Origin of the sequence: Lysobacter sp. MMG2 (assembly GCF_016735495.2) — a bacterium.
Taxonomy (GTDB): domain Bacteria; phylum Pseudomonadota; class Gammaproteobacteria; order Xanthomonadales; family Xanthomonadaceae; genus Lysobacter_J.
The window spans coordinates 150,063-175,760 of record NZ_JAERQY020000005.1 but is presented as its reverse complement, the minus strand read 5'-3'; the positions used below and the strand labels follow the sequence as shown (position 1 = coordinate 175,760).

The 25,698-nt window shown below is 68.2% G+C and carries 29 protein-coding genes; 19 read left to right on the top strand and 10 right to left on the bottom strand.

Features of this window, described 5'->3' with window-relative positions; all coding sequences use genetic code 11:
- Positions 1 to 29: 29 nt before the first annotated feature.
- The 4 genes from JI752_RS17290 to JI752_RS17275 form a co-directional block, all read right to left on the bottom strand.
- Positions 30 to 410, bottom strand: a complete 381-nt coding sequence (locus tag JI752_RS17290) for a VOC family protein (protein ID WP_216966461.1) — start codon at positions 408 to 410, stop codon at positions 30 to 32.
- A 3-nt stretch (positions 411 to 413) separates the two neighbouring features.
- Positions 414 to 2,084 carry an FAD-dependent oxidoreductase gene (locus JI752_RS17285; protein WP_254201100.1) on the bottom strand — a complete coding sequence of 557 codons (1,671 nt, stop codon included), beginning with the start codon at positions 2,082 to 2,084 and terminating at the stop codon, positions 414 to 416.
- Positions 2,085 to 2,647: 563 nt separating this feature from the next.
- Positions 2,648 to 4,558, bottom strand: coding sequence for a M56 family metallopeptidase (locus JI752_RS17280; protein ID WP_216966456.1), 1,911 nt, complete (start codon positions 4,556 to 4,558; stop codon positions 2,648 to 2,650).
- Positions 4,551 to 4,949: a BlaI/MecI/CopY family transcriptional regulator gene (locus tag JI752_RS17275; RefSeq protein ID WP_216966454.1), complete on the bottom strand. Its 399-nt coding sequence runs from the start codon at positions 4,947 to 4,949 to the stop codon at positions 4,551 to 4,553. The genes JI752_RS17280 and JI752_RS17275 overlap by 8 nt, the downstream gene beginning before the upstream one ends.
- 148 nt (positions 4,950 to 5,097) lie before the next feature.
- Here JI752_RS17275 and JI752_RS17270 point away from each other — a divergent pair, with 148 nt between their 5' ends.
- Positions 5,098 to 5,586: a DUF1440 domain-containing protein gene (locus tag JI752_RS17270; RefSeq protein ID WP_216966452.1), complete on the top strand. Its 489-nt coding sequence runs from the start codon at positions 5,098 to 5,100 to the stop codon at positions 5,584 to 5,586.
- Between the two features lie 21 nt (positions 5,587 to 5,607).
- Here JI752_RS17270 and JI752_RS17265 read toward each other — a convergent pair whose 3' ends face one another.
- Positions 5,608 to 6,102 (bottom strand): VOC family protein, encoded by a 495-nt coding sequence (locus JI752_RS17265; protein WP_216966450.1) that lies wholly within the window; start codon positions 6,100 to 6,102, stop codon positions 5,608 to 5,610.
- A 204-nt stretch (positions 6,103 to 6,306) separates the two neighbouring features.
- On the opposite strand from JI752_RS17265, the gene JI752_RS17260 reads away from it, so the two are divergent.
- From JI752_RS17260 to JI752_RS17205, 12 genes are all read left to right on the top strand, one after another.
- Complete coding sequence (locus tag JI752_RS17260) at positions 6,307 to 6,675, top strand: VOC family protein (RefSeq protein WP_216966448.1); 369 nt, start codon at positions 6,307 to 6,309, stop codon at positions 6,673 to 6,675.
- Between the two features lie 8 nt (positions 6,676 to 6,683).
- On the top strand, positions 6,684 to 7,469 hold the full coding sequence (locus tag JI752_RS17255; RefSeq protein ID WP_216966446.1) for a DNA alkylation repair protein: 786 nt from the start codon (positions 6,684 to 6,686) through the stop codon (positions 7,467 to 7,469).
- A 104-nt stretch (positions 7,470 to 7,573) separates the two neighbouring features.
- Entirely contained in the window at positions 7,574 to 8,026 is a 453-nt protein-coding gene (gene azu, locus JI752_RS17250) for an azurin (RefSeq protein ID WP_216966444.1), read from the top strand.
- A 273-nt stretch (positions 8,027 to 8,299) separates the two neighbouring features.
- Positions 8,300 to 8,698: a hypothetical protein gene (locus JI752_RS17245; RefSeq protein ID WP_216966442.1), complete on the top strand. Its 399-nt coding sequence runs from the start codon at positions 8,300 to 8,302 to the stop codon at positions 8,696 to 8,698.
- Positions 8,699 to 8,706: 8 nt separating this feature from the next.
- Positions 8,707 to 9,345 (top strand): DUF202 domain-containing protein, encoded by a 639-nt coding sequence (locus tag JI752_RS19380; protein ID WP_254201097.1) that lies wholly within the window; start codon positions 8,707 to 8,709, stop codon positions 9,343 to 9,345.
- A 35-nt stretch (positions 9,346 to 9,380) separates the two neighbouring features.
- Positions 9,381 to 11,027 (top strand): arylsulfatase, encoded by a 1,647-nt coding sequence (locus JI752_RS17235; protein WP_216966440.1) that lies wholly within the window; start codon positions 9,381 to 9,383, stop codon positions 11,025 to 11,027.
- An 18-nt stretch (positions 11,028 to 11,045) separates the two neighbouring features.
- The gene (locus tag JI752_RS17230) at positions 11,046 to 11,960 is read left to right on the top strand and encodes an HAD family hydrolase (protein WP_216966438.1); all 915 of its coding nucleotides are present in this window, start codon (positions 11,046 to 11,048) and stop codon (positions 11,958 to 11,960) included.
- Between the two features lie 29 nt (positions 11,961 to 11,989).
- A complete protein-coding gene (locus JI752_RS17225; RefSeq protein WP_216966436.1) occupies positions 11,990 to 12,916 on the top strand; it encodes a formylglycine-generating enzyme family protein in 927 nt (308 codons plus the stop codon).
- 45 nt (positions 12,917 to 12,961) lie between these two features.
- Complete coding sequence (locus JI752_RS17220) at positions 12,962 to 13,318, top strand: DUF1622 domain-containing protein (RefSeq protein ID WP_216966434.1); 357 nt, start codon at positions 12,962 to 12,964, stop codon at positions 13,316 to 13,318.
- A 66-nt stretch (positions 13,319 to 13,384) separates the two neighbouring features.
- The gene (locus JI752_RS17215) at positions 13,385 to 13,729 is read left to right on the top strand and encodes a zinc ribbon domain-containing protein YjdM (RefSeq protein WP_216966432.1); all 345 of its coding nucleotides are present in this window, start codon (positions 13,385 to 13,387) and stop codon (positions 13,727 to 13,729) included.
- A gap of 291 nt (positions 13,730 to 14,020) precedes the next feature.
- A complete protein-coding gene (locus tag JI752_RS17210) occupies positions 14,021 to 14,632 on the top strand; it encodes a hypothetical protein (protein WP_216966429.1) in 612 nt (203 codons plus the stop codon).
- 134 nt (positions 14,633 to 14,766) lie between these two features.
- On the top strand, positions 14,767 to 15,243 hold the full coding sequence (locus JI752_RS17205) for a YbhB/YbcL family Raf kinase inhibitor-like protein (protein ID WP_342315493.1): 477 nt from the start codon (positions 14,767 to 14,769) through the stop codon (positions 15,241 to 15,243).
- 4 nt (positions 15,244 to 15,247) lie between these two features.
- Here the strand turns inward: JI752_RS17205 and JI752_RS17200 are convergent, their stop codons facing one another.
- The 3 genes from JI752_RS17200 to JI752_RS17190 form a co-directional block, all read right to left on the bottom strand.
- On the bottom strand, positions 15,248 to 16,111 hold the full coding sequence (locus JI752_RS17200) for an AraC family transcriptional regulator (RefSeq protein ID WP_216966426.1): 864 nt from the start codon (positions 16,109 to 16,111) through the stop codon (positions 15,248 to 15,250).
- A 167-nt stretch (positions 16,112 to 16,278) separates the two neighbouring features.
- Complete coding sequence (locus JI752_RS17195) at positions 16,279 to 17,043, bottom strand: SDR family oxidoreductase (RefSeq protein WP_216966423.1); 765 nt, start codon at positions 17,041 to 17,043, stop codon at positions 16,279 to 16,281.
- A gap of 98 nt (positions 17,044 to 17,141) precedes the next feature.
- Positions 17,142 to 18,140 carry an aldo/keto reductase gene (locus JI752_RS17190; RefSeq protein WP_254201094.1) on the bottom strand — a complete coding sequence of 333 codons (999 nt, stop codon included), beginning with the start codon at positions 18,138 to 18,140 and terminating at the stop codon, positions 17,142 to 17,144.
- 171 nt (positions 18,141 to 18,311) lie between these two features.
- Here JI752_RS17190 and JI752_RS17185 point away from each other — a divergent pair, with 171 nt between their 5' ends.
- On the top strand, positions 18,312 to 19,244 hold the full coding sequence (locus JI752_RS17185) for an AraC family transcriptional regulator (protein ID WP_216966421.1): 933 nt from the start codon (positions 18,312 to 18,314) through the stop codon (positions 19,242 to 19,244).
- On the opposite strand, the gene JI752_RS17180 is transcribed toward JI752_RS17185, so the two are convergent.
- Positions 19,241 to 20,692 (bottom strand): MFS transporter, encoded by a 1,452-nt coding sequence (locus JI752_RS17180; RefSeq protein WP_216966419.1) that lies wholly within the window; start codon positions 20,690 to 20,692, stop codon positions 19,241 to 19,243. The genes JI752_RS17185 and JI752_RS17180 overlap by 4 nt on opposite strands.
- Positions 20,692 to 21,678 carry an NADP-dependent oxidoreductase gene (locus tag JI752_RS17175; protein WP_216966417.1) on the bottom strand — a complete coding sequence of 329 codons (987 nt, stop codon included), beginning with the start codon at positions 21,676 to 21,678 and terminating at the stop codon, positions 20,692 to 20,694. The genes JI752_RS17180 and JI752_RS17175 overlap by 1 nt, the downstream gene beginning before the upstream one ends.
- A 62-nt stretch (positions 21,679 to 21,740) precedes the next feature.
- On the opposite strand from JI752_RS17175, the gene soxR reads away from it, so the two are divergent.
- From soxR to JI752_RS17150, 5 genes are all read left to right on the top strand, one after another.
- Positions 21,741 to 22,181: a redox-sensitive transcriptional activator SoxR gene (gene soxR / locus JI752_RS17170; RefSeq protein WP_216966415.1), complete on the top strand. Its 441-nt coding sequence runs from the start codon at positions 21,741 to 21,743 to the stop codon at positions 22,179 to 22,181.
- Between the two features lie 267 nt (positions 22,182 to 22,448).
- Positions 22,449 to 23,642 carry a glycosyltransferase gene (locus JI752_RS17165; RefSeq protein ID WP_216966413.1) on the top strand — a complete coding sequence of 398 codons (1,194 nt, stop codon included), beginning with the start codon at positions 22,449 to 22,451 and terminating at the stop codon, positions 23,640 to 23,642.
- Positions 23,643 to 23,710: 68 nt separating this feature from the next.
- A complete protein-coding gene (locus tag JI752_RS17160; protein ID WP_216966411.1) occupies positions 23,711 to 24,220 on the top strand; it encodes a DUF1993 domain-containing protein in 510 nt (169 codons plus the stop codon).
- Positions 24,220 to 24,873, top strand: a complete 654-nt coding sequence (locus tag JI752_RS17155) for a DUF998 domain-containing protein (RefSeq protein WP_216966409.1) — start codon at positions 24,220 to 24,222, stop codon at positions 24,871 to 24,873. Before JI752_RS17160 ends, JI752_RS17155 begins: the two co-directional genes overlap by 1 nt.
- A 53-nt stretch (positions 24,874 to 24,926) precedes the next feature.
- Positions 24,927 to 25,664 carry a sulfurtransferase gene (locus JI752_RS17150; protein ID WP_216966408.1) on the top strand — a complete coding sequence of 246 codons (738 nt, stop codon included), beginning with the start codon at positions 24,927 to 24,929 and terminating at the stop codon, positions 25,662 to 25,664.
- Positions 25,665 to 25,698: the final 34 nt, after the last annotated feature.

The window sequence follows — 25,698 nt, the reverse complement described above, 5'->3', positions numbered from 1 at the left end:
AATGCCCGTCGGGCCTCCGTCGTCCGGGTTCAATCCGGCCGACGCTCTTCCATCAATCCGACCAGGTTTCCGTCCGGGTCGCGCAGGAAGCCGATCCACAGCTCGTGATCGGGCAGCCTCGCGGTGAGTTGCGGCGCGCGTTCCTGCGCCGCGCCGCGTTCCACCAGCGCGGCCTGCACCGTCTCGATGTCGTCGACCTTGAAGTACAGCAGCGAGTTGTGCCCGATATCGCCCGCGCCCTGCGACGTGGTCAGCATCAGGCGAACGCCGCCTGCGTCGAGGAACGCCAGATCCGGCCCGGCGTCGAACAGGTGCCTCAATCCCAGCGCATCGCGATAGAACGTGAGCGCCTGCGCGACATCGGCGACGGTGATCGCGATCTGCCCGATGTGCGACAGCCGCGTCGTCATGCGCTAGATCCCCAGCAACGGCGTCGCATGCTCCAGGCGCGTGCGCAGGTGTTCGGCCAGGCGCAGGCTCAGGGCGATGATGGTGAAGGTCGGGAAGGCCCAGCTGCCCGTGGGAAACACCGAGCTGCCGGCGACGTGCAGGTTGTCCACGCCGTGCACCTGGCAATGGCGGTCGACGACGCCCTGCTTGGGATCGTCGGCCATGCGCGTGGTGCCCATGTGGTGCGAGGTGCCGAACACCTGCGGCACGCCGCCGTTCTCCTCCAGCCAGGGCTCGGGCTGGAAGCGACCGTTGCATGCGCGCGAAAGCTCTTCGCCGAACAGCGTGGCCGCGGTGCGGTAGGTGTGGCGGTCCAGTTCGGTCAGGCGCCAGTCGACATTGACCTTGCGCAGCCCGAGCGCGTCGCGCTCCTCGCTCAGGGTGATGCGGCTGTCGTGGTTGGGCACCTGCTCGAAGTAGCCGATCAGGTCCACGCGTTCGGTGCGCACCGTCGGCTTGCGCGTGAGCTTGCGGCCCATCGCCTTGGCGATGTCGCCCGCGTTGAGGCCCGCGCGCAGCGTCAACGCGCGCAGATCCTCGGCCGGTGGCATCGCCTTGGCGATGTAATCCGGTTCGCCATTGCGACGACCGCACACACGCGCCTTGATCGCCCAGTTCTCGTGACGCTGCCGTGCGCGCATCGCAGCGCGCAGGTCGCGCAGCGCCTGCAGACCTTCCGGCACCGGCTCTTCGAACGCGAACGGCCGCACGCGCCCGCTCAGGATGCGGTGCCGGCGCTGGGCTTCATCGGACAGGCAGATTTCCGGATGCGCCTGCGGCCGGCCCTTCGGCACGTTGCGGTCGTACGGCCGCGTGACCACGTGCGGCTGCGGACTGAACAAGGTGCCGAGCTTGCCGCTGGGATGGTCCATGAAATAACGGCCGACCAGATCGTACTGGTTGCCCAGCCCGGCCTCGTTGACAGAGCGGGAGGACAGCAGCAGCCGCGCGTTCTCGATGCCGCCGCAGGCAAGCACGTAATGGCCCGCACGCACCGTGCCGCGCCGGCCGTCGAGCGTGCCGATGCGCGCCTGCCGCACCGCCTGCGTGGACGCCACGGCATCCAGCTCGATCAGGTTGGCATGCAGCAGCACGCTGATGTTCTCCGCGCGCTCGAAGGCCTCGCGATAGGCGTGGCCGAAGATCATCGGGCTGGAGGCGAACGTCTTGTGCACCAGCGCGTCGCTTTCGAACGCCAGCGGCTGTCGCGATGACGGCGTGAGGAAGGTGTCCTCGCCGAAGTCGTGCTGTTCCAGCCCGCAGAACGTGCGGGCCTTGCGGTAATGCGGTTCCAGATCGTCGAAGCCGATGGGCCAGCCGCTGTGCGGCACCCAGTCGCGCGGCGCGAGGTTGGCCAGCGGAATGCAGCCGCGCCCCCAATAGTTGCAGGTGCCACCGAAGGCACGCAGGCGCGAGGCACCGGGGTCGAAGTCCGGCTCGCCGATCGAATGGCCTTCCAGCAGCGCCTGGTTGCGTTCATCGGCGGCCAGGCCGCCGCTCTCGACGACGCACACACGTGTCTGCGTGCCGAGGAATGCCCATGCGATCGCCAACCCGGCGGCACCGGCACCGATGATGCAGATATCCGCCTCGATGTCAGCCGGCGAAGCCGCCTTCCTGTAATCGAAAATCAACTGGTTGCCCCTTGGACGTTCGTGCCCGGAGCGAATCGCGCACACCGGGCCATCGTTCAAATCGAACGCAACAGGGGGCAGGAAGGGGACAGGTGGGAAGGTTGAGGCAGGCCGCTTACGCGGCACTGCCGCGTGGCCTGCCGAAAGCCCGGCCATGGATGGCCGGGCCGGGCGATCCGGAGCCGATAGCGTGACGCCATGGACGGCGGCGGTCGAAAACCATCGCAGCGATGCAGAAGCGGCACTGCCGCGTGGCCTGCCGAAAGCCCGGCCATGGATGGCCGGGCCAGGCGGGCGATCCGGAGCCAATGGCGTAATGCCGTGAAAGGCGACGATTCGGGCGCTCATGCCCTCATCCGCCTGCCGGCACCTTCCCCCGCGCAGCGGGAGAAGGGTTGCTCTTCGTCGGGGAAGAGGGCATTCCTCGCCGGCAAGAAACAACAAGAAGAGGCCAGCCCTACGGAGACGGGCGGCCTGCTAGCCCCTCTCCCGCCTGCGGGAGAGGGGTTGGGGTGAGGGCAAACGAAGCGTCCGCCTCACCCCAGCACAAACGTACTAACGCATCACTGCGCCGACAGCGGCAGCGGCTGCGCCAGTCCGCGCGAGATCGCCGTGTCGAGCAGGGCCAGCGTCCGACGCTCGGCCTCGCGGGCGTACTTCTCCTGCTCCTTGCCCAGCGCGTCCATCTGCTTGCCCAGGGCATCCATCGGCTTGCCGGCTTCGTCCATCTGCCGACCCAGCGCCTCCATCGGCGCGGAGTTGCGCTCCATGTTGGCGGACGCGCGGTCGATCACACGGCTCTGTTCATCCATCTTCCGGCCGAGCTCGTCCTGCTGCCGCGCAAGCTCGTCCATGCTTGCCTGGAGGCGATCGCGTTCGGCGCTGTCGACCCGCCACAGCTGCGTGGCGATCTGCGCCTGGCGTTCGGCCAGCGAGCTCTGCTGATCGGCCAGCTGTTCCATGCGGCGCGATGCGGCTTCGATCGCGGCGCTTTCTTCCTCCTTCGGCGCGAGCTTCTCCATCTGCGCGCTGAGCGCCTCCATCCGGTCGCCGTGCACTTCCATCTGCTTGCCCAGCACGTCCATCTGCGCGCCGATGCGGTCGCTGTCGCGCCAGGCATCGCGCACCTGCGCCATCGTCGCCGCATCGGAAACGACGTACGCCTTGCCCGCGCGACGGAACCAGACGAAGTCCGAATTGGTGAGGCTGCGACGCGCGCGTTCGATGTCGGGCAGGTCGTCGGTGGAGCCGCTCATGCGGATGCCGTCGCGGTCCTTGCTCACCAGCGCATAGGCGTCCTCGTTATCGCGATGCGGGCGCAGCGTCAGGTGGCTGGTGGGCGCCGCGGCCGCGGCGGGCTTGGACTGCGGCTGCGCCGCGGTGCGGGTCTGCGGCTGCGCGCGTGCCGCGTTGCTGGCGGCATCGGCGGTGGCCTGTGCGTTCGCGGCGGGCTTGGCGGCCGGATTGATCTGCGCGTGTGCGTAGAACGCCAGGCACGCGACGGCGACGCCGACCAGCGGCAGTGCGATTCCGCCGCGCACGGCACGCTGGCCGGGACGGACGAGTTGTTCGATGCGGGACATCAGGGAGCCTCCATGAGCGGCTTGTGCGAGGTGGGGCGAGGACGGGGATTCGGCGTGACTGCACGACCAGTCCGCCAGTTCGGACAGCGCCAGCGCGAGACGGCGCGGCTGTCCGGTGACTTCGGCGGCGAGGCGGTCGGCGATGTGCTCGCGTTCGATGCGGATGCGGCGCGACAGCCACCACGTCACCGGGTGGTAGAAGAGCAGGGCTTCGACGAGGTTCTGCAACAGGTTGACGAGGTAGTCGTGGCGCTTGATGTGGGCCAGCTCGTGCGCGAGCAGCGCTTCGATCAGGTCGGCCGGCATGCGCGTGAGCAATCCTGCCGGCAGCAGCACGACCGGACGCCACCAGCCGGCGGAGACGGGCGAGGCGAGCGAGGCCACCAGTCGCAGCGCGACCGTGCGACGCAGGCCGAAGCGTTGCGCCAGCGCATCCAGTCGCGACTGCCATTCACGCTGTACCGGCAATTGCGGCGTGCTGCGCAGGCGCTGGATCCACCACAGGCCCGCGCCCATGCGCAACGACAGCGCGCATGCACCGGCGGCCCACGCCATCACGATGGTCGGCAGCGCGGCGTCCAGGCGCGAACTCCAGTCCGGTGCGGTGTCCGCGTTGCCGATGAACGCCATGCCGGCACGCAGCATCGTCGTGCCGTTCGCCGTTTCCGTCGCTGCGGCCGGCACCAGCCAGTGCGCGACCACGTACAGCACCGGCAACGCCGCACACGCCAGCAGCGCCACGCACGCGAGCGCATAACGCGCCTGCGGTCGCGCATCGCGCAGCAGGTGCAGCGCGAACGCGGCGAGCAGCCCGATCAGCGCGCCTTGCCAGAGGAAGTGCAGCAGCGCACGGCCCAGCACCGGGATCAGTGCCACGATTGCGTCAGTCATCGCGATGCTCCGGGTTGTCCTTGAGGAAGCGCTTGATCTCCTCGCGTTCGCGTGCGGTGACGTGCTCGCTCAACGCGGCCATCACCAGCGCCTTGCCGGAACCGGAGAACGCCTTCTGGATCAGCTCGCTCAGCAGGTTGGTCTGCAATGCGTCCTGCGCATGCGCGGCGGCGTAGACGTGCGAGCGCTGGCTTTCGTCGCGCGTGAGCAGCCCCTTGCCGTGCATCACCTGCATCAGGCGAAGCACCGTGGCGTAGGTGGCGTCCGGGCGCTCGGCCAGGCGGGCCTGGTGGACGTCCTTCACCGTAGACGGACCCAAGCGCCAGATCACGCGGAGCAGGTCGAGTTCCGCGGCAGTGGGCTTGGGCGGTTTGGCGGGCTTGCGGCTCATGGCATCCGTCGGTTCGGGCGTGACGGCATGCTGGCTCATCTAGAACGACTTGTCTAGACCGTTTGGTCTATGACGAAAGTCATGGGTATCCGGCGCGTGCAGCGACTAGGATGACCGCGCCGCGCCAGGGGGCGCCGGGAGGGATGCGATGGCCTCGATCCGCACGTATGCAGCGCAGCCGATCGCCTGGGGCGCGGTCCTCCTCGGCGGGCTCCTCGTCGCATTGGGTGACTTCATCTTCGCCACCACGCTGTGGTTCTCGTGGGATGCGGCCGGGCTGGAGCGCGTCTTCCAGACCATCGCGGTGGGCGTGCTGGGGCAGGCGAGTTTCGATGGCGGTTTGCGCTCCGCGACGCTGGGCGCCGTGCTGCATGTGCTGATGGCGACGGTCTTTGTGCTGATCTACACGCTCGTCGCGCGCCGGAATCCCAAGTTGCTCGCGCGGCCGATCCTGCTGGGCATCGCGTACGGCGTCGTGCTGTACGTGGTGATGAACTTCGTGGTGATGCCCCTGTCGCGCGTGGGGCGCTCGCCTTCGTTCGCGCACCCGGACTGGATTGCCTACAGCGTCCTGGCGCACATGCTGTTCGGCGTGATCTGCGTGCTGTTCGCGCGGCGCGCGCTCCGGCGCGGCTGAGGTCGGCCGGAGGGCGTTGCGTCAGCGCATCGCCGCACGCATGGCGTCCACGTCGAGCTTCTTCATTTTCAGCATCGCCGTCATCGCCTTGTGCGCTTTCACCGGGTCGGGGTCCTTGAGCAGTGCGTTCATTTCCTGCGGCACCACCTGCCACGACACGCCGTAACGGTCCTTGAGCCAACCGCACTGCTGCGCGGCCGGATCGCCGCCGTCGCCAAGGCGCTCCCAGTAATGGTCCACCTCCGCCTGGTCCTTGCAGTTGACGACCAGCGAGACGGCCTCGTTGAACCGGAAATGCGGACCGCCGTTGAGCGCGCTCAGGCGCGAGCCGTCGAGTTCGAAATCGATCACCATCACCGAGCCCTCGGGACGGCCCGACACGCGCGCGCTTTCGGCGTCGTAGCGCATCTCTTCGATCACGCGTGAGTGCGGGAAAATGGCGAGATACTGCTTCACGGCCGCTTCGGCCTGGTCGTCGAACCACAGGAAGGGCGTGATGCGCTGGAAACGGGACATGCGGGTATCTCCTGTTCAGGCGGAAAGGTTGAAAGGCTGTCCGCCATCATCGCGGCCAGTAGGTGAGTGACGAAGCAGCGGCTTGGAAATCGACACGGCCCGTCGCACGCCCGGCCGTCGGTCGGAAGGTGCGGTGCGACCCTTGACGCGAGAGGTCGCTCGCCCGATACAGCAACACCGCACCGTTGCCGAAAGGAACTGGCCATGCTGAAGAAGATCGCCTTCACGATGTACCCGGTGACCGACGTGGCTCGCGCCCGCGCGTTCTACGAGCAGACGCTCGGACTCAAGCATGGCTCGCTGGGCGAGCAGGGCGGTCAGTATTGGATCGAATACGACCTGCCCGGCGGCGGCTGTCTGGCGCTCACCAACGCCACCCAGTCCAAGCCCAGTGAAGCGGCGGGCGGCACGGTGGCGTTCGAGGTGGACGACCTGGACGCGCTCATCGCCGATCTCAAGGGCAAGGGCGTGGCGTTCCGCACCGACATCATCGACACGCCGGTATGCCGCATGGCGGTGTGCGCGGACAGCGAGGGCAATGCGCTGCTGCTGCACCAGCTCAAGCCGAAGTGAGCCGGCCGATGCCTGCACGCACCCAGACCGCTGCTTCCGCAACCGCGCCCACGCGCCGACGCCGCGCGCAGGACGCGGCCGAATCGCCCCAGGCTCGCGCCGATAACGCATTGCGATGGTTGCGCGAGCATGCATCGAAGAAGACGCGCGACGGCTTGGCGCGTTACGCGATTCCAAACGAGAACGCGCTGGGCGTGGCGATGAAGGACATTCAGTCGCTCGCCAAGGAGCTGGGCCGCGATCACGCGTTGGCCGGCGCCTTGTGGGACGCCGGCGTGTATGAGGCGCGGTTGCTCGCGGCCTATGTCGATGATCCGGCGAGTGTCACGGCCGCGCAGATGGATGCCTGGTGCCGCGATTTCGACAACTGGGCCGTGTGCGACACGCTGTGCTTCGTGCTGTTCGATCGCACCGCGCACGCGTGGCGAAAAGTGGAGCAGTGGTCGTCGCGCCGCGACGAGATCCAGAAGCGCGCCGCGTTCGCGCTGCTCGCCAGCCTGGCCCTGCACGGTCGCCTCGCGGACGATGCGCAGTATGCGAAGGGCCTGGCGCTGGTCGAGCGCGAAGCCGGCGACGAGCGCAATTTCGTCCGCAAGGGCGTGAGCTGGGCCTTGCGTTCCATCGGCCGCCACGCGGCCAGCCATGCCGATGCGCTTGCCCTCGCGCGCCGACTGGCCGCCAGCGATGACGCAAGCGCGCGATGGATCGGCAAGGACGCCTTGCGGGATCTGGCGAAAACGCGGGTAACGGCGAAGAAGGTCGTGGCTTCCACGCGGCGCCGCAGCGCGGATTGATCGTGATCAAAGGCGCATGCGCGGCGCCTTCCTAGACTTCCCCGCAGCCGCCCATGCGGCCGCGCGCAGGGGTGCTGCGCGCCATCATCGATCAGGGGATCCCAATGAAATCCGCTCTGCTGCTGTCCGGCCTGCTGATGGCCGGAATGTCCTCGCATGCCTTCGCCAATGCGTGTGTGGTGAAGATCACCTCCGACGACGCGATGCGATACGACATCAAGACGGCCACGGTGTCGGCCTCGTGCCCGACCATCACCTTCGAACTGACCCATGCGGGCAAGCTGCCCGTGACGGCGATGGGGCATAACGTCGTCGTCTCGCAGACCGTGCTGTATGACGCGATCGCGCGCGACGGCCTCAAGGCGGGCGCGGCGTCGGGCTATGTAATGACGGGCGATACGCGCGTGATCGCCGCTACCGCGATGATCGGCGGCGGCCAGCAGGCGAAGACCTCCTTCGCCGGTTCGCGTCTCTCGCCCGGTGGCGACTATGCGTTCTACTGCACGTTCCCCGGCCACGCCACGCAGATGCGCGGAAAGCTGCTGGTGGTGAAGTAGCGCATCGACAGCGAGCTGCGCACGTCCTTCCCGGATGACAGGGGAGGGCGCGCGCGGCAGCGTCACGACGCGCCATCGTTGACCGTTCCGTCACGACCCTTTCACCGCGCGAACACGATCATCGGCACGCCCTTCCGGGGAGGTTTGCCAGTCCGACGGGCGCACGCAAAACCTTCCGCCCGGCCGCGATGCGCCGGGGCCGCGCCGTCGCGCCGGAGATCGCGCGGTGAGTTCCGATGGCGTCATGCAGGAGGAGCAGGTTTGGAAGCTTTCATGCACGACGTGATGCGCTTCTACAACGATCTGATCGGTCGCACCACGGGGCCCCTGTCGTTCCGATTCTTCCTTCAGCCGGCCATGGCCCTGCTGATGGCGTTCCGTGATGGCGTCAAGGATGCGAAAACCGGGCGGCGTCCGTACTTCTGGAAGATCCTCAACGATCCCTCCGCGCGAAGCGAATCGCTGCACGAGGGCGTCAAGGCCACCGGCCGCATCCTTCTGCTCGGACTGGTGATGGAAGTGATCTACCAGTACCGCGTCCTGGGCAGCTTCCACGTGCTGGAGGCGGTGAACGTCATCATCGTGCTGTGCTTTGTTCCCTACCTGCTGCTGCGCGGACCGATCAACCGGCTCGTGCGCTGGTGGCGGGCGCGTTCGCACCGGACCGCATGAGGTCGCGCATGAGCCAGACGCCCGGAACGCCCGAGGATCATCCGCTGGTGCGACCGGCGCGTCTGCCGGAAACGCCGCCGCCGCCGATCCCGAGCGTCGACATCTCCACCCCGGACCTCGCCTCGGTGGAGTACTCGCAGCATCGCACCAAGCTGTCGACGCATCGCACGGCGCTGTCGGAGCACCGCACCTCGCTGTCGGAATACCGTACCGACCTGTCCAGCGGCCGCACCGAAATGTCGATGCGGCGCACCGGCATGTCGTTCCAGCGCACGCGCATGAGTGCGGAGCGCACGCTGATGTCGGTGATCCGCACCGCGCTGTCGCTGATCGGCTTCGGTTTCACGATCTTCCAGGTGTTCACCAAGGCGCGCGATGCCGGGCTGCTGAAGATCAGCACCGCCGCGCCCAGCAACTTCGGCTTGGCGCTGGTCGCGCTGGGCGTGGTGCTGCTCATCGTGGGCATCGCGTACCACGTCAATTTCATGCGCGGCCTTCGCGCGCAGCGCAACGCCCTGGTCCACGAGGGGCTGGTGCACGGCGAGAGCGCCTATCCGATTTCCTACACGTTGTTGACGGCCATCGCACTGCTGATGATCGGGCTCTTCGCGATCGTGAGCATGGTGTTCGACGTGGCGGCCGGTTGACTCCAATCCCCCCCAGCAAGGCAAGGAGACGCGTCATGGCAAAGGCGAAGAAGGTGGCCCGGCCCGCGAAAGTGGCCAAGTCCGCCCCGCCGTCGGAGAGAACCGACAAGCAACCGGCGAACGCAGGTGCCAAGGGCGCGAAACCGGGCGCTGGAAAGCGGCCCCCGAACATCCTGGTGATCTGGGGCGACGACATCGGCATCGCCAACCTGAGCTGCTACACGCACGGGTTGATGGGCTACCACACGCCCAACATCGATCGCATCGCCAACGAGGGCATGCGCTTCACCGACTCGTACGGTGAGCAGAGCTGTACCGCTGGTCGCTCGTCGTTCATTACCGGCCAAAGCGTGCATCGCACGGGTCTATCGAAGGTGGGCATCCCCGGTGCGCCGCAGGGCATGGTGGAGTCGGTGGTCACGATCGCGTCGCTTCTGAAGGATCGTGGTTACGCGACGGGCCAGTTCGGCAAGAACCACCTGGGCGATCTCAACAAGTTCCTGCCCACGCTGCACGGGTTCGACGAGTTCTTCGGCAATCTTTACCACCTCAACGCCGAAGAAGAGCCGGAGATGGACGGCTATCCGAAGGATCCCCGTTATCGCGAGCAGTTCGGCCCGCGCGGCGTGATCCACAGCTGGGCCACCGACAAGGACGATGCGACCACGCATCCGCGCTGGGGAAGGGTGGGCAAGCAGAAGATCAAGGACACCGGCCCGCTGAATCGCAAGCGCATGGAGACCTGCGACGACGAGTTCGTCGAAGCCGCGACGGACTTCATCCGCCGGCAGAACAAGGCCGACAAGCCGTTCTTCGTGTGGCTCAACACCACGCACATGCACTTCATCACCCACACCAAGCCCGAGAGCCTCGGGCAGGCCGGTCAACACCAGTCGCCATACCACGACACGATGATCGACCACGACAAGAACGTGGGCCAGATGCTGGATCTTCTCGACGAACTGGGCCTGGCGGAAGACACCATCGTCATCTATTCCACCGACAACGGCCCGCACATGAACAGCTGGCCGGACGCGGGCATGACGCCGTTCCGCAGCGAGAAGAACACCAACTGGGAAGGCGCCTTCCGCATTCCCGAGCTGATTCGCTGGCCGGGGCGTATTCCTGCGGGTGTCGTGAGCAACGAGATCATCCAGCACCACGACTGGTTGCCGACCCTGCTGGCGGCGGCGGGCGACACGACCTGCGTCGATCGGCTGAAGAAGGGCGCGACCGTCAACGGACGCAAGTACAAGAACCACGTCGACGGCTACAACCTGCTGCCGTACCTGACCGGCGAGGTCGACGAGTCGCCGCGCAAGTGGTTCTTCTACTTCAGCGACGACGGCGACATCCTCGGCATACGCTGGCAAAACTGGAAGATCGTGTTCATGGAACAGCGCTGCAGGGGCACCATGCAGGTGTGGGCCGAGCCGTTCACCGCATTGCGGATGCCGAAGATATTCAACCTTCGCATGGATCCGTACGAGCGCGCGGACGTGACGTCGAACGTGTACTGGGACTGGATGATCCACAACGCCTTCTGGATCTACGGCGCGATGGCGGCCGCCACCAAGTTCATGGAAACGTTCGAGGAGTTCCCGCCCGCGCAGGAGGCGGGCAGTTTCAACCTCGACCAGGCGAAACAGAAGATGGGCGAGATCTCCAGCAAGTCCAGCTGAGCGACGGAGCCGGAAGCAATGGAGCCACTGCCTTCATGGAACGACGGCGCGGCGAAGTCGGCGATCCTCGACTTCGTCGCGCGCACCACCCGCGACGGCGGGCCGGATTTCATTCCGCCCGCCGAGCGCATCGCCGTGTTCGACAACGACGGCACACTGTGGTGCGAGTACCCGTTGCAGGTGCAGGTGTTCTTCGCACTCGCCGAGGTGCGGCGGCTGACGCAGCAGGATCCGGCGTTGCTGGACAAGCCGGCCTTCAAGGCGATGATCGACGGCGATCTGAAGACGCTGACGTCGCTGCCGAAGAAGGACGTGTTCGAGCCGGCGTTCGCCACGCACGCCGGCATGACGGTGGAGGAATTCCACGCCAATGCCTGGCGCTGGCTGCGGCAGGCCGAGCACCCGAAGCTGAGGCGCCAGTTCATCCGCAACACGTACCTGCCGCAGCGCGAGCTGCTCGACCACCTGCGCGCCAACGGCTTCAAGACCTACATCGTGACCGGGGGCGGCGTCGAGTTCGTCCGCGTCGTGGCCGAACAGCTGTACGGCATTCCGCCGGAGCAGGTCGTCGGTTCCAGCACGAAGATGAAGCTGGAGGACGGCGAGGGCGGCATGGCGTTGCGGAAGCTTCCGGAGTTGGGAAGCTTCGACGATCGCGAGGAAAAGGTGGTCAATATCGCCCTGCACATCGGGCGTCGGCCGGTGTTTGCGTTCGGAAATTCCGATGGCGACCTGGCGATGATCCGGTATACGCTTGCCGGGGATGGGCCGCGCATGGCGTGGTATCTGCATCACGACGATGCCGCGCGTGAATTCGCGTACGACCGCGACTTCAAGCTCAGTGCGCTGCGGGAAGGGCTCGACCGCGCGGCCGAACTCGGCATCGGCGTGGTGAGCATGGCGAGGGACTGGAACCGCGTGTTCGCCGACTGAGCCGTCGGCCACGCAGACGGAGGTCGGGATTGAGCGTCTCGTTCGACAACATGGTCCGCATCGAAGGGGGCGCCTTCACGATGGGCTCCGACCATCACTATCCGGAAGAGCGCCCGGCACACAAGGTGCGCGTGGACGACTTCCGGATCGACCGTCACGCGGTGACCAATCGCGATTTCGCGCGCTTCGTCGCGGCCACGGGCCATGTCACGCAAGCGGAGAAGCCGGCCGATCCGGCCGATTACCCCAATGCGGATCCGGCGATGCTGGCGCCGGCCTCGGTGGTGTTCGTGCCGCCGCCGGGTCGCGTGGACCTGCGCAATCATTTCCACTGGTGGCAGTACGTCGCCGGTGCCGACTGGCGCCATCCGCGCGGGCCCGACAGCAGCCTGGACGGGCTGGACGACCACCCCGTCGTGCACGTCGCCTACGCGGACGTGCTGGCCTACGCGCAGTGGATCGGCAAGGAACTGCCCACCGAGGCCGAATGGGAGTTCGCGGCGAAGGGCGGCGCGGACGACACCGAATTCGCCTGGGGCAGTGAACTCGTGCCGGGCGGGCGCCACATGGCGAACACCTGGCAGGGCGAGTTCCCGTGGGAGATGAGGCCCGAAGACGGTTTCGCCTGGACCGCGCCGGTGGGCTCTTTCGATGCGAACGGCTACGGCCTGTACGACATGATCGGCAACGTCTGGGAATGGACCGCCGACTGGTACCAGGATCACGGCCGCTTGCAGCAGCACGCCTGCTGCACGCTGCAGAACCCACGCGGCGGCGAACGCGAGGCGAGCATGGCCCCGAACGATGCGGCACGCATCCCGCGTCGCGTGATGAAGGGCGGTTCGCACCTGTGCGCGCCGAACTATTGCCGGCGCTACCGTCCGGCCGCGCGCATGGCGCAGCCGGTGGACACGTCGACCTGCCATGTCGGCTTCCGCCTGGTGGTGCGCGGCTGAAGCACACGATCCGCGCGATCTCACGGCGCAGTCCGGGAGGGTGTCATGGAACAGTGGCTGGTGGCGGTATCGGAACCGGTGATCATCGCGATCGACTTCATCGCGCTGGGCACCATCGTGGTCGGTACGCTGATCGCACTGAAGGACGGCATCGCGTTGCTGGCCAGCCGCGCCATCGACAAGCACGAGCGTCGTCGCCTGTGGATGCGCTACTCGCACTGGCTGGTGGCGGGGCTGACGTTCCAGCTTGCGGCGGACATCATCGAATCCTCGATCACCCCCGATTGGGACGGCATCGGCCGGTTGGCGGCGGTGGCGGTGATCCGCACCTTCCTCAACTATTTCCTCGAACGCGACGTGGCCGAGATCCGCGAGCTGGAACGCGAGAAGACTGCGCCTTGACGCGCGCCGCGCCACGGAAGGCCTTCACGGTCGCGTAGAATTGCGCGCCCCAGCAGGAGCCATCCCATGCCCACGTCGCCCGCCTGTCCGCAATGCACGCTCACCAACACCTACGTCGACGGGGCGAACTTCGTCTGTGCCGATTGCGGTTACGAATGGCCCGCGGAAGCGGGTGAGGGCGGCGACGCCTCGGCGGTAGTCGTGCGCGACAGCAACGGCAACGTGCTCGCCAACGGCGACACGGTCGTCGTCATCAAGGACCTGAAGGTCAAGGGTTCCTCGATCCCGCTCAAGCAGGGCACGGTGATCCGCAACATCCGCCTGGTCGAGGACGATGCAGAGCACATCGAGGGCAACTCGGACAAGATCAAGGGACTGGTGTTGAAGACGATCTTTCTGCGGAAGGCGTGAGGGGTGTTTTCGGCGCCTAGCGCGTTGCGGTGATCGCAAGGACTGTCGTCTTCCCGGCGAAGGCCGGGAATCAGGCCGACAACGCACGGGCACTCCCTCTCAGGTAAACCACCTTGTCGTCATTCCCGCGAACGCGGGAATGGCGTGATGGAACGGATGGTGTGACGGCCTGGGTCCCGGCCTTCGCCGGGATGACGGCCCATGCAGGGCGTGCCCGCCACCGCAGTCACCGTGCAAGCGTGCTTCCACCTGCGGGTGCGACAATGCGCCAACCCGCCCCGGCACCGCCCCATGACGCTCCCGCTCCCCTTCGAACTCCCCGAAGAACAGCGCGCCGCGCTGGAAGCCGCGTACGCGACGCCGCCGCGTGCGTACCACAACTTCCAGCATGTGCAGGAAGTGCTGCGGCATTACCACGCCGTCGCACAGGGGCCGGGCTGGCAGCGGCCGATCGAGGCGGCGCTCGCGGTGCTCTACCACGACGCCATCTACGAGGCGGGGTGCCAGGACAACGAGTCGCGATCGGCCGATCTGGCCGCCGAGCACATCGAACGCTGGATGCCCGGGCGCGGCATCGATATCGCCCGCGTCCGCCAGCTGATCGAACTCACCGCGCGACACGGCACGTTCTCGCCCGGCAATGTGGACGAGGAGGCGTCGCTGTTCCTGGATTGCGACATGGCGATCCTCGGCGCCTCGCCGGCGGTGTTCGACGCCTATGACCGCGGCATCGCCGCGGAGTACCGCGCCGTCGTTCCCGGCTGGTTGTTCAAGATCAACCGCAAGCGATTCCTCAAGGCGCTGCTGACGCGCGAACGCATCTACCTCACGCCGTTCTTCCACGAACGCTTCGACACGCAGGCACGAAGCAACCTGCGGCGCGCGGTGACGACAAAACGTTAGCGGGCCGTGATGGCTGGCGCGGATGCGCGCCTAGAATCGGGCGGTGTCGCGAGGGTTCCGGACATGGCGGTGATCGCGTCCGCGAACGCATGCATGCGGAGCCTCGTCCGTGCAGCCCAGTCAAGGAGTCGCGCGTGACTTTCCAGCTTGCTTCGCCATCGTTCACCCATCGCGGCGGCATCCCGTCGAAGTTCACCTGCGAGGGTGAGGACTGTTCTCCCGAGCTGCGATGGTCCGGCGCACCGACGGGCACGCGAAGTTTCGCGCTCGTCGTCGACGATCCCGATGCGCCCGATCCCGCGGCACCCAAGCGCGTGTGGGTGCACTGGGTGCTCTACAACCTGCCGGGCACCGCCGATGGACTGGTCGAAGGCGTTACCACCGAGCAGTTGCCGCGTGAATCCAGGCCCGGCCAGAACGACTGGCATCGAGCCGGTTACGGCGGGCCGTGCCCGCCGATCGGGCGGCACCGTTACTTCTTCAAGCTCTACGCGCTCGATGTCGAATTGCCGGACCTGGGCGAGGTCGACAAGATGCGCCTGCTCGGCGCGATGGAAGGACACGTCCTCGCGCAGACCGAACTGATCGGCACCTATCAGAAGGGCGATTGACGGCTCACTTCAACGGCAGGCAGATCGCGGTGCGCCATTGCGCGGGCGGCAGCGTGGACGGATCGTTGAGGTATTCCTCGAACACCGGCGCATCGCCCGCTTCCTCATAGCTGCCCGGGAGCCAGTGGCAGAACAGCCAGTCGTAAGCTCGTTCGAGTTCGGCGTAGGGGCCGGTGTGCACGACCACGGCGTGGCGGCCGCCGGCGATATCGATCCAGCGCATGCCGTCGGCCAGCGGCGCGGAGGCCGGCACGAGCAGGCAGGCGTCGGAACGCAACGCATCCACGGGCACTTCATTGGGTGCGTCGTAATACACGCCGAAGCTGCGCGCCGCAGGGCCGAGCAGGCCGTGTTGGCCCGCCCATTCCATCAAGCGGTCGAAGGTCGCGCCGATCTGCTTGTAGTCGCCGCGATGGGGAAGGGCGGCCACACGGACGGGCGGGAAAGTGGCGATCTGCGCGCTGTACATGGCGATGTCCTGTGCGGTGAGGGAAGTGTCGCCACGCGCGATCTCCGGCGGCGAGGCACGCCGCTGCCGGAACACCGCCGGCGTGCAGCGGTACGTCGCACCGAACGCGCGCGTGAACGCGGCAGTGCTGCCGTAGCCGGCGCGGCGTGCGATCTGGGCGATGCTGCGCGGGCTGTCCAGCAGGTCGCTGGCGGCGCGGTGCAGGCGCATGCGCCGCAGCGTCGCGGTCACCGTTTCGCCCATCTGGCCGCGGTAGATGCGGTGGAAGTGCCAGGGCGAGAAATGGCCCACTTCGGCCAGTTGCGCCAGCGTGAGCGGTTGGTCCAGCCGCTGCGACAGGTAGGTCACGACCTTGCCGATGCGGGCGCTGTAGGTGTCGAAAGTCTGGCTGCGGTTCACGGCGTCCGTCCGTCTGCGTCGTCGCCAGCCTGGCGGCACGGGATTGATCGAGGTTGCGCTCATGATGACGCGCCCGCGCGCCGCCCGCGCGGGTCCCGCCGCGATTCGTCCATTCCCGCACATACACGCATCGACGCGGCCGTGTGGGGCCGCGTCGATGCGCCACCTCAGTACGGCTGCGCCGTCGGTCGCACGACCAGTTCGTTGACGTCGACGTCGGCCGGCTGGCCGATCGCGAAGGCGATGGCGCGTGCGATCGCGTCGGCCGGCAATTGTTCCTTGCGGAAGACCTCGTCGACCTCGCGCTTCATCGCCGGATCGGAGATGGTGCTGGTCAGCTCCGATTCCACCGCGCCCGGGGCGATGGTGGTCACGCGCAGGAACGGCGATTCCTGGCGCAGGCCTTCCGACAGCGCATGCACGGCGAACTTCGTCGCGCAGTAGACGGCGGCGGTGGCGAACACCTGCCGACCCGCAACGGAAGAGACGTTGACGATATGGCCCGAGCGCTGAGCGTTCATCGACGGCAGCACGGCGCCGATGCCGAACAGCACGCCCTTCACGTTGACGTCGACCATGCGCTCCCACTCGTCGACCTTGAGGTCGGCCATGCGCGAGAGCGGCATCACGCCGGCGTTGTTGACCAGCACGTCGATGCGGCCGTGGCGTGCGAGTGTCGCCTGCACGAAGGCTTCGACCTCCTCGCGGCGCGTCACGTCCAGTGCGTGCACCAGCGGCGCTTCGCCGCCGGCTTCGCGGATGCGTGCCGCGAGGGCTTCGAGGCGATCGGTGCGGCGCGCGCCGAGGGCGAGCAGCGCGCCGTGCTTGGCAAGACGCAGCGCGGTGGCTTCGCCGATGCCGCTGCTGGCGCCGGTGATGGCGATGACTTTGCCGGCGATGTCGAGGGTGTTGGAACCGAGGGAGTCGGACATGGTGTCTCCGTAGCGGGGGTGCAGGGCGCCGTCGCGGCCGGAATTACCGGCCGCGTTGGGCGAGGGAGTGAAACCGGCGCGGTCGCGCCGGCGGTGGATCAGGCGTTGACGTTCGCCATGCCGGCGGCGGGATAACGCGTGCCGGCGATTTCGTGCGAGGCGAGCACGTCGTCCAGCCGGCGTTGCTCGGCCAGCGTGAGGTCGATGCGCGTGGCGGCGGCGTTCTCGTCCAGTCGCGTGATGCGGCGCGTGCCCGGAATCGGCACGATGTCCGGCCCGCGATGCAGCAGCCACGCCAGCGCGAGCTGCGCCGGCGTGCATTCGCGTTCGCGCGCCAGTTCGCTCACGGCCTGCACAAGCAACTGGTTGCGGTCGATGTTGCCGTCCTGGAAGCGCGGGTTTTGGCGCCGCCAGTCGCTGTCGGCCAGCTCGTTGGCGTGCTGGATGGCGCCGGTGAGGAAACCGCGGCCGAGCGGGCTGTAGGCGACGAAGCCGATGCCCAGCTCGCGACAGGCGCGCAGCGCGTCGTCTTCGACCTCGCGCGTCCACAGCGAGTACTCGCTCTGCAGCGCGGCGATGGGATGCACGGCGGCGGCACGGCGCACGGTCGCGCCGGAGGCTTCCGACAGGCCCAGGTAGCGCACCTTGCCGGCTTCTACCAGTCGCGCCATCGCGCCGACGGTGTCCTCGATCGGCACCTTCGGATCCACGCGGTGCTGGTAGTACAGGTCGATATGCTCCACGCCCAGGCGCTTGAGACTGGCGTCGCACGCGGCGGCGACGTAGGCGGGCGATCCGTCGATGCCGAGGAAGTCGCCGTTGGCCGCACGCACGTTGCCGAACTTGGTGGCCAGCACGACGTCGTTGCGGCGCGTGCGCAGCACCTTGGCGAGCAGTTCCTCGTTGCGGCCGACGCCGTACATGTCGGCGGTGTCGAGGAAATCCACGCCGATGTCGAGGGCGTGGTTGAGCACGACGAGGTTCTCGGCTTCGTCGCTGGGGCCGTAGAAGTCGGACATGCCCATGCAGCCAAGACCGATGGCGGACACGACGAGCCCCTGGCGGCCCAGAGTGCGGCGGGCGAAGGGAATGTTCATGGGGACTCCTGCGAGGGTGGGGGCGAGGTGGACATGCTCCTCCCGCGCCACCGCCGGGCGTTAGCCCATTGCTCTGCGATCCTTGCCCGATCCTCCGGCGTTGTGCCGTGCACACTTGGCGTGAAGATGGCCCGGCGCATAATCGCCGCGTGCCCTCCACGGCGGAAACCCATGAACGACAACGCTTCGAACGTGATCGCCGCGCCCCACGGACTGGAGGCCCAACAGGCCGAGCTGGCCGACCGGATTGCCCGAAACATCCCCGGCGACGGGCTGCATCCGTCCTGCGTTCCGGCGCTGTCGCTGATCCAGGCCAGCGCGCCCTCGCAGCCGCTGCCGTCGGTTTATCACCCGAGCCTGTGCGTGGTCGTCCAGGGCCGCAAGCGTGCCTTGCTGGGCGAAGAGGTCTTCCACTACGACCCGCTGAATTACCTGGTGGTGTCGATGTCGCTGCCGATCACCGGCCAGATCCTCGATGCCACGCCGCAGTCGCCTTACCTGTGCCTGCGCATCGACATCGACACCGCGCTGGTCAACGAACTGCTGCTGCAACTGCCGGCCGAACGCACCCGCGCGGCGAGCGGCGGACGCGCGTTGTACCTGGCGCGCACCAGCGCGACGTTGCTGGATGCCGTGCTGCGCCTGGTGCGTCTGCTGGACACGCCGGACGAGGCCGCCGTGCTGGCGCCGCTGGCGCTGCGCGAGATCCACTACCGCGTGCTCACCGGCGAGCTCGGCCTGCGCCTGCGCGAGCTGTGTGACGCGGACGGCCCGGCGCAGCGCGTGGCGCGCGCGATCGATCTGATCAAGACCCGCTACCAGGAACCGCTGCGCATCGAGCAACTCGCCGCGGTCGCGTGCATGAGCGCTTCATCGCTGCACGAGCGCTTCAAGGCCGCCACGGCGATGACGCCCCTGCAGTTCCAGAAGCAGCTGCGCCTGCAGGAAGCGCGGCGCCTGATGATGGTGGACGGCATCGAAGCCGCCGCTGCGAGCCATCGCGTGGGTTACGAAAGCCCGTCGCAGTTCAGTCGCGAATACCGGCGCCTGTTCGGCGCACCGCCGCGGCGCGAAGTGATGGCGATGCGCGGCGTGTCCGGCTAGCCCGGCGGACGCACGCGCGAGGCCAGCACCGCGCCGAGCAGCGCCAGCGCGGCGGAGATCGCGAACCCCACCAGGTACGCCAGCGACGGCGCGCGCGTCAGCAGCGCCGCGAAGATCGAACCGCCGATGGCCAGCACCGTCGCGGTGAACAGCGCATCGCACAGCTGCAACGCCGATGCGTTCACGCCCTGGCGGTTTGCCGGCGAGAGCGCGAGCGTGAGCACCGACAGCGTCGGGAACAGCGCGCCCATGCCCAGGCCCGCGGCGATCCAACCGACGATGCCCACCGCCACCGGCACGGTGGGCGACACCGACGCGGCCACGCCCGCCACGCCGACGACGATCATCGACATGCCCATGCGCAGCAGTTGCGGCGGCGTGAACGGTTGCGACGGCCGGCTGCGGTACCACGACCCCAGCGACCAGCCCAGCGCACCGAGCGTGAGCGCGGCGCCGGCCATCGTGGGCGAGAGACCACGTTCGCGCGAGAGCAGCAGCGGGATGAACACCTCGGTGCCGAAGAACGCGCTGGAGGCGATGCCGCGCATGGCGATCACCGTCGGCAATCCGCGTGCGGCGCGCAGCGTGCCGCGCGGCAGCAGGTGCCAGGCGCAGACGAGCAGGGAAACGGTCGCGACCGCCAGCATCAGCACGCCGCCGGCGTGATGCAGCTGTCCGGCGTAATGCAGCGCGAGCGCACTCGCCGCCGCGCCGATGGCCCAGGCCAGGCGGTGCGCCTGGGCGCCGTCGTCATCGTGCACTTCGCCGGGTGCGGGGCCCAGGCCGCGCACCGCGGGCAGCACGAAGGCCGCCGCGGCGATCGCCAGCAACGGCACCGACAGGAACACCCAGCGCCAGCCGAGGTGTTCGACCAGCGCGCCGCTGATGGTCGGCCCGACCACCGCCGGCACCACCCACGCCGCGGCGAAGGCCGCGAAGATGCGCGGGTGCATGGCCGGCGGATACACGCGCCCGACCGCGACGTAGAGCGCCACCGACATCAGGCCGCCGCCGAAACCCTGCACGATGCGCCCCAGCAACAGCACCCACATCGACGGCGCCAGCCCCGCGATCAGCAGCCCCAGCGCGAACCAGACGATGCCGTGCCGCAGCGGTGGCGACGGGCCGCGCAGGTCGGCCCAGCGTCCCGACGCGACCATACCGACCACCGACGCCGCCAGCGCGCCGCCGAAGGCCAGCGCGTACAGCGGCAGGCCGTCGAGCGCCTGGGCCACCGTGGGCATCGCCGTCGCCACGGCGAGCGCCTCGAACGCATACAGCGCGATCAGCACCACGGCGCCGATCGTCGTGCCCCGGTAGCGGCGGGCGAACAGGTGCTGCGCATCCGCCGTGTCCTGCGGCGCGTCGGTCGCGGGCCACGTCGCATCCGTGCGGCCATCGCGCGCGGGCGTGCCCGACAGCGCCTCGGGCTCCTGCCTTCCGTCCATCACGACGCGTGCCCGAAGGGGGTATAGATCATGAGCACCACCTTGCCACGTCCGTGCCCGTTCTCCACATCGCGGTGTGCCGCGGCGGCGTTCGCCAGCGGATAGATGTCGCGCACGTGCACGCGCAGGCGGCCGGCCTCGTGCAGGGCGACCAGCGCCTGCAGCCGTTCGCGGCTGCGCTGGGCGTTCACACCGAGGCGTTCGACGTCCTCGACATCCACCAGCGTGCCGATGCGCGATGGCGCGATGCCCAGCGCGATGGACGCGTCCAGCGCGCCACGCCCGCTGGCGTCCAGCGCCGCCTGCACGCCGTGCGGCGCGAGTTGGCGGACGCGTTCGGCGAGCCCGGTGCCGTACAGCACCGGTTCGGCGCCGAGCGAGCGCAGGTAGTCGTGGTTATCGCGACTCGCCGTGCCGATTACGCGCGCGCCGCGCAAACGCGCCAGCTGCACGGCGATCGTGCCCACGCCGCCGGCCGCGCCGTGCACCAGCACCGTGTCGCCTGGCGCGATGTCCAGCGCCTGCACCGCGGCGTGCGCCGTCTGGCCGGACGCCGACAACGCGCCGGCCACCGCCCACGACATCATCAACGGCTTGCGCACGAGCTGCTCCGCGGGCACGACGACGGTCTCGGCGTACGCGTTCGCGCGGGTCCATCCCAACACTTCATCGCCTGCCGCGAGTTCGGCCACGCCCTTGCCGACAGCCTCCACGACCCCGGCGAACTCATTGCCGAGTTGGCGCGGAAAGGGCGAATGGCCGATGCCGCGCCGGGCGAACCAGCCGGTGCGCGTGGCGCAGTCGGCCGGCTGCACGCCCGCCGCGCGCACGCGCACGCGAACCTCGCCGCGGGCGGGCGAGGGCAGGGGAAGCTGCGCCAGTCGCAGCACGTCCGCGCCGCCGTATTCATCGAACACGACCGCCTGCATCGTCGGCTTCCGTGCCGTGCCTGCGACGTAGCCGTCGCGTGCATTGCGTGTGTCCATGGTTTGACTCGAATCGAAGACGCAGGCGAGGATAGAACCTCAACTTAAGTTGAGGTCAAGCCATGGCGCACGAGGAACTCACCGTCGGCGAGGTGGCCCAGCGCAGCGGCATTGCCGTCTCCACGCTGCACTTCTACGAGGCCAAGGGGCTGATCCACAGCCAGCGCACGGCCGGCAACCAGCGTCGTTACGGGCGCGACATGCTGCGGCGGATCGCGATCATCCGCGCCGCCCAGCGCGTGGGCATGCCGCTGGCGACGATCCGCGATGCGCTGGCCAGCCTGCCCGAAGCGCGAACGCCCACGCGCCGCGACTGGTCGCGCCTGTCCAGCGCCTGGCGCGAGGAACTGGACGTGCGCATCCAGCAGCTGATCCAGATGCGCGACACGCTCGATGACTGCATCGGTTGCGGCTGTCTGTCGCTGGACCGCTGCCGGTTGGCCAACCCGGGCGACGTGCTGGCCGAGCAGGGCAGCGGGGCGCAGCGGTGGGTGGAGGAGTAGGGAACTCGTGGAAGCTCATCCGTGGAAGCTTCACTGGAGCAGCCCTTCTCCCGCGCGCGGGAGAAGGTGCCGGCAGGCGGATGAGGGCAGGCTGCCAGGACATCAGGCGCTTCCTCGGCCCACGCCCTCACCCCAATCCTTCCCCGCAGGCGGGAGAGGGGCTATTGCGAGGTAACGGGCGCTTGATGGCGACGATGTGACACGCCTGTAACAAAACTCCGCTGCAATTCCCGGAACCCGGACGCATGCGCCGGACGGACGCACGCGATGAACCTGCTGATGCTTTCCGACGTGTACTTCCCGCGGGTCAACGGGGTCTCCACCTCGATCCGCACCTTCGCCCGCTCGCTGGCGCAGAGGGGCCATGCGGTGACCATCGTCGCGCCGGACTACGGCGAAGGCAGCGGCCAGGAGCAGCACGACGGACAGGGCGAATTCGAGGTGATCCGCGTCCCGTCGCGGGTGATCTTCTTCGACCCCGAGGACCGCCTGATGCGTGCCCGTGACGCCCACCGCGTGCGCGATGCACTGGCCGAGCGCGAATGGGACGTCGTCCACATCCACACCCCCTTCCGCGCGCATGCGATGGGCGTGCAGTTGGCGCGCGAACTGGGCGTGCCGACGGTGGAGACGTATCACACCTACTTCGAGGAGTACGTCGGCCACTACCTGCCGTGGCTGCCGACCGCCATCGGCCGGCACGTCGCACGCGTGGCTTCGCGCCGTCTGTGCCACGGCGTGGATCACCTCATCGTCCCCAGCGCGCAGATGGTCGACGTGCTGCAGCGCTACGGCATCGCCACGCCGCACACGGTGTTGCCGACGGGCATCGACCTGGCCGAGTTCCAGGGCGGCGACGGCGCGCGCTTCCGGGCGCAGCACGGCATCGCCCCCGGGCGGCCGGCACTGGTGACGGTCAGCCGGCTCTCGCTGGAGAAGAACATCGCCTTCCTGCTGCGCGTGGTGCAGCGGCTGGTCGCGCAGTTCCCCGACCTGCTGTTCCTCATCGCCGGCGAAGGCCCGGACGAACCGCGCCTGCGCCGGCTCGTGGACGAGTTGGGCATTGGGACGAACGTGCGCTTTTTCGGCAACCTGGACCGCCGCTCGACGCTGCTGGACGCCTATCGGGCCGGCGACGCGTTCGTGTTCGCTTCGCCCACGGAAACGCAGGGGCTGGTGCTGATCGAAGCCATGGCGCTGGGCGTGCCCATCGTCTCCACCGCGGTGATGGGCACGGCGATGGTGCTGCGTGATACGCACAGCGCGCTGATCGCCCCCGAGGACGTGGACGCCTTCGCCGAACAGACCGCCAGGCTGCTGCGTTCGGCCGAGCTGCGCGCGTCGCTGTCGGCGGCCGGTCCGCACGACGCACGACGTTGGAGTTCGCAAGCGCTCACGCGCCAGGTGGAAACGTTGTACGCCTCGTTGGCGCAGGACCGCGCCGCGCTAGCCGCGACGTGAAGGGAAGTGACGGAGCGGCGCGGCGGCCGTAACATCGCCGGCATCGTCGTTCCTGATGGAGTTGCTGCATGTCACTTTCCCTGCACGAGGCCAGTGTGCCCGTGTTCCGCCACATGCTCCGCGCACTCGACGGCGTGCTCGCCAAGGGTGAAGAGCACGCGAAGACGGCGGGCTACGACCCGGACGTCCTCCTGCAGACGCGGTTGTTCCCGGACATGTTCCCGCTGCTGCGCCAGGTGCAGATCGCCTGCGATTTCGCCAAGAGCATCTCGGCGCGCCTGGCCGATGTCGAAGTGCCCGCGATGCCCGACGAAGAGCGCAGTTTCGCCGAGTTGCGCGAGCGCATCGCGCGCACGCTGGCCTTCGTCGAAGGCCTGGACGCGCTGCTGTTCGACGGCGCCGGGGAGCGCGAGATCGTCCTGCGCCCCGGTACCCCGAAGGAGCGCCGTTTCGACGGTCGCGGCTACCTGCTCCAGTACGGCCTGCCGCAGTTCTTCTTCCACGTGACGACCGCCTACGCGCTGCTGCGCCACAACGGCGTGCCGGTCGGCAAACTGGATTACATGGGAGCACGCTGATGTCCGACGTCCCGGTCGTAGTCGAAGCGCGCCTGACGGCGGCACGGACGCGAACGATCGGGACCTGGGCGCTGGGTGGGGTGACCGTGTTCGCGGTGGTCGCCGCCGCGATGCAGTTCCTGCGCACGGACCTGGACTGGGTCCGTGCGACGCTGAGTTTCTACCTGCTCGGGCCGGTCGGCTTGTGGTTGCAGCTGGCCTACCTCGGGCTTGCGATGAGCCTGGGCCTGATCGGCGCGGGCTACTACGGCGCGGCGACCCGCACCGGCCGCAGTCCTGCGGCGCTGGTGCTGTTCCTGGTCGGCGCGATCGCGCTGGCCATCACCGCCTGGGCCGAGACCGACCGCGGCGGCCCGGGCGCGATGACGACGCACGCCTACGTGCACGCGATCTCCGCGCCGCTGGCCTTTCTCGGCACGACGGTGGGCATGCTCGTGCAGAGCTGGTCGCTGCGTCGCGACCCGCGCTGGCGCCGCCACTTCGCGCTGGCCTTCGCGCTGGCGGTGTTCTGCTTCATCTCGCTGTGGCTGCACGCGCTCTGGCGCGACCTGCCGCGCGGGCTGAGTCAGAAGGCGGTGATCGCCGCGATCCTGGTCTGGCTGGCGCTGGCGGCCCGGTGGTTGCGGCAAACGTCGCCTTCTGGCCATGTTTGATCAATGAGTTACGCCCTGAACTTCAAGTAACGACGTCGCCGTACAATAGGCGCATGCTGAATCTCGCCGCCTACCACTTCGTCTCCATCGACCGCCCCGAGGCCCTGGCCGCCACCCTGCGCGAACGCGCCGAGGCCGCCGAGCTGCGCGGCACAATGCTGGTGGCGGGCGAGGGCATCAACCTGTTCCTGGCGGGCGAGGACGCCGCGCTCCACGGTTTCCTCGATGCATTGCGTGAGGATCCGCGCTTCGCGCAGATCATCGTCAAGTTCAGCCACAGCCAGTCGCAACCGTTCGCGCGGCTCAAGGTGAAGGTGAAGCCGGAGATCATCAGCTTCCGTCGCGAGAACGCCTCGCCGCTGCAAGGTCGCGCGCCGACGGTGGAACCGCAGGTGCTGGCGCGCTGGCTCGATCAAGGGCACGACGATGCAGGCAAGCCGGTGGTGATGCTCGATACGCGCAATCGCGAGGAGTTCGCCTACGGCACCTTCAATGGTGCGTTGACGCTGCCGATCGACAACTTCACCGATCTGCCGCAGGCACTGCAGGCGCATCGCCCGACGCTGCGCGACACGACGGTGGTGAGCTTTTGCACCGGCGGCATCCGCTGCGAGAAGGCCGCACTGTGGATGCAGTCCGACGGAATGCATAACGTGTTGCAGCTCGACGGCGGCATTCTGGGTTACTTTGAGCAGGTCGGCGGCCGCCATTACGATGGTCGCTGCTTCGTGTTCGACGAGCGCGTGGCGCTCGATCCCGAACTCCAACCCCTGGTGGACGACGCCGCCTGACGCGGCCCACGGCCTTCCCCCGCCGCGTCCACGG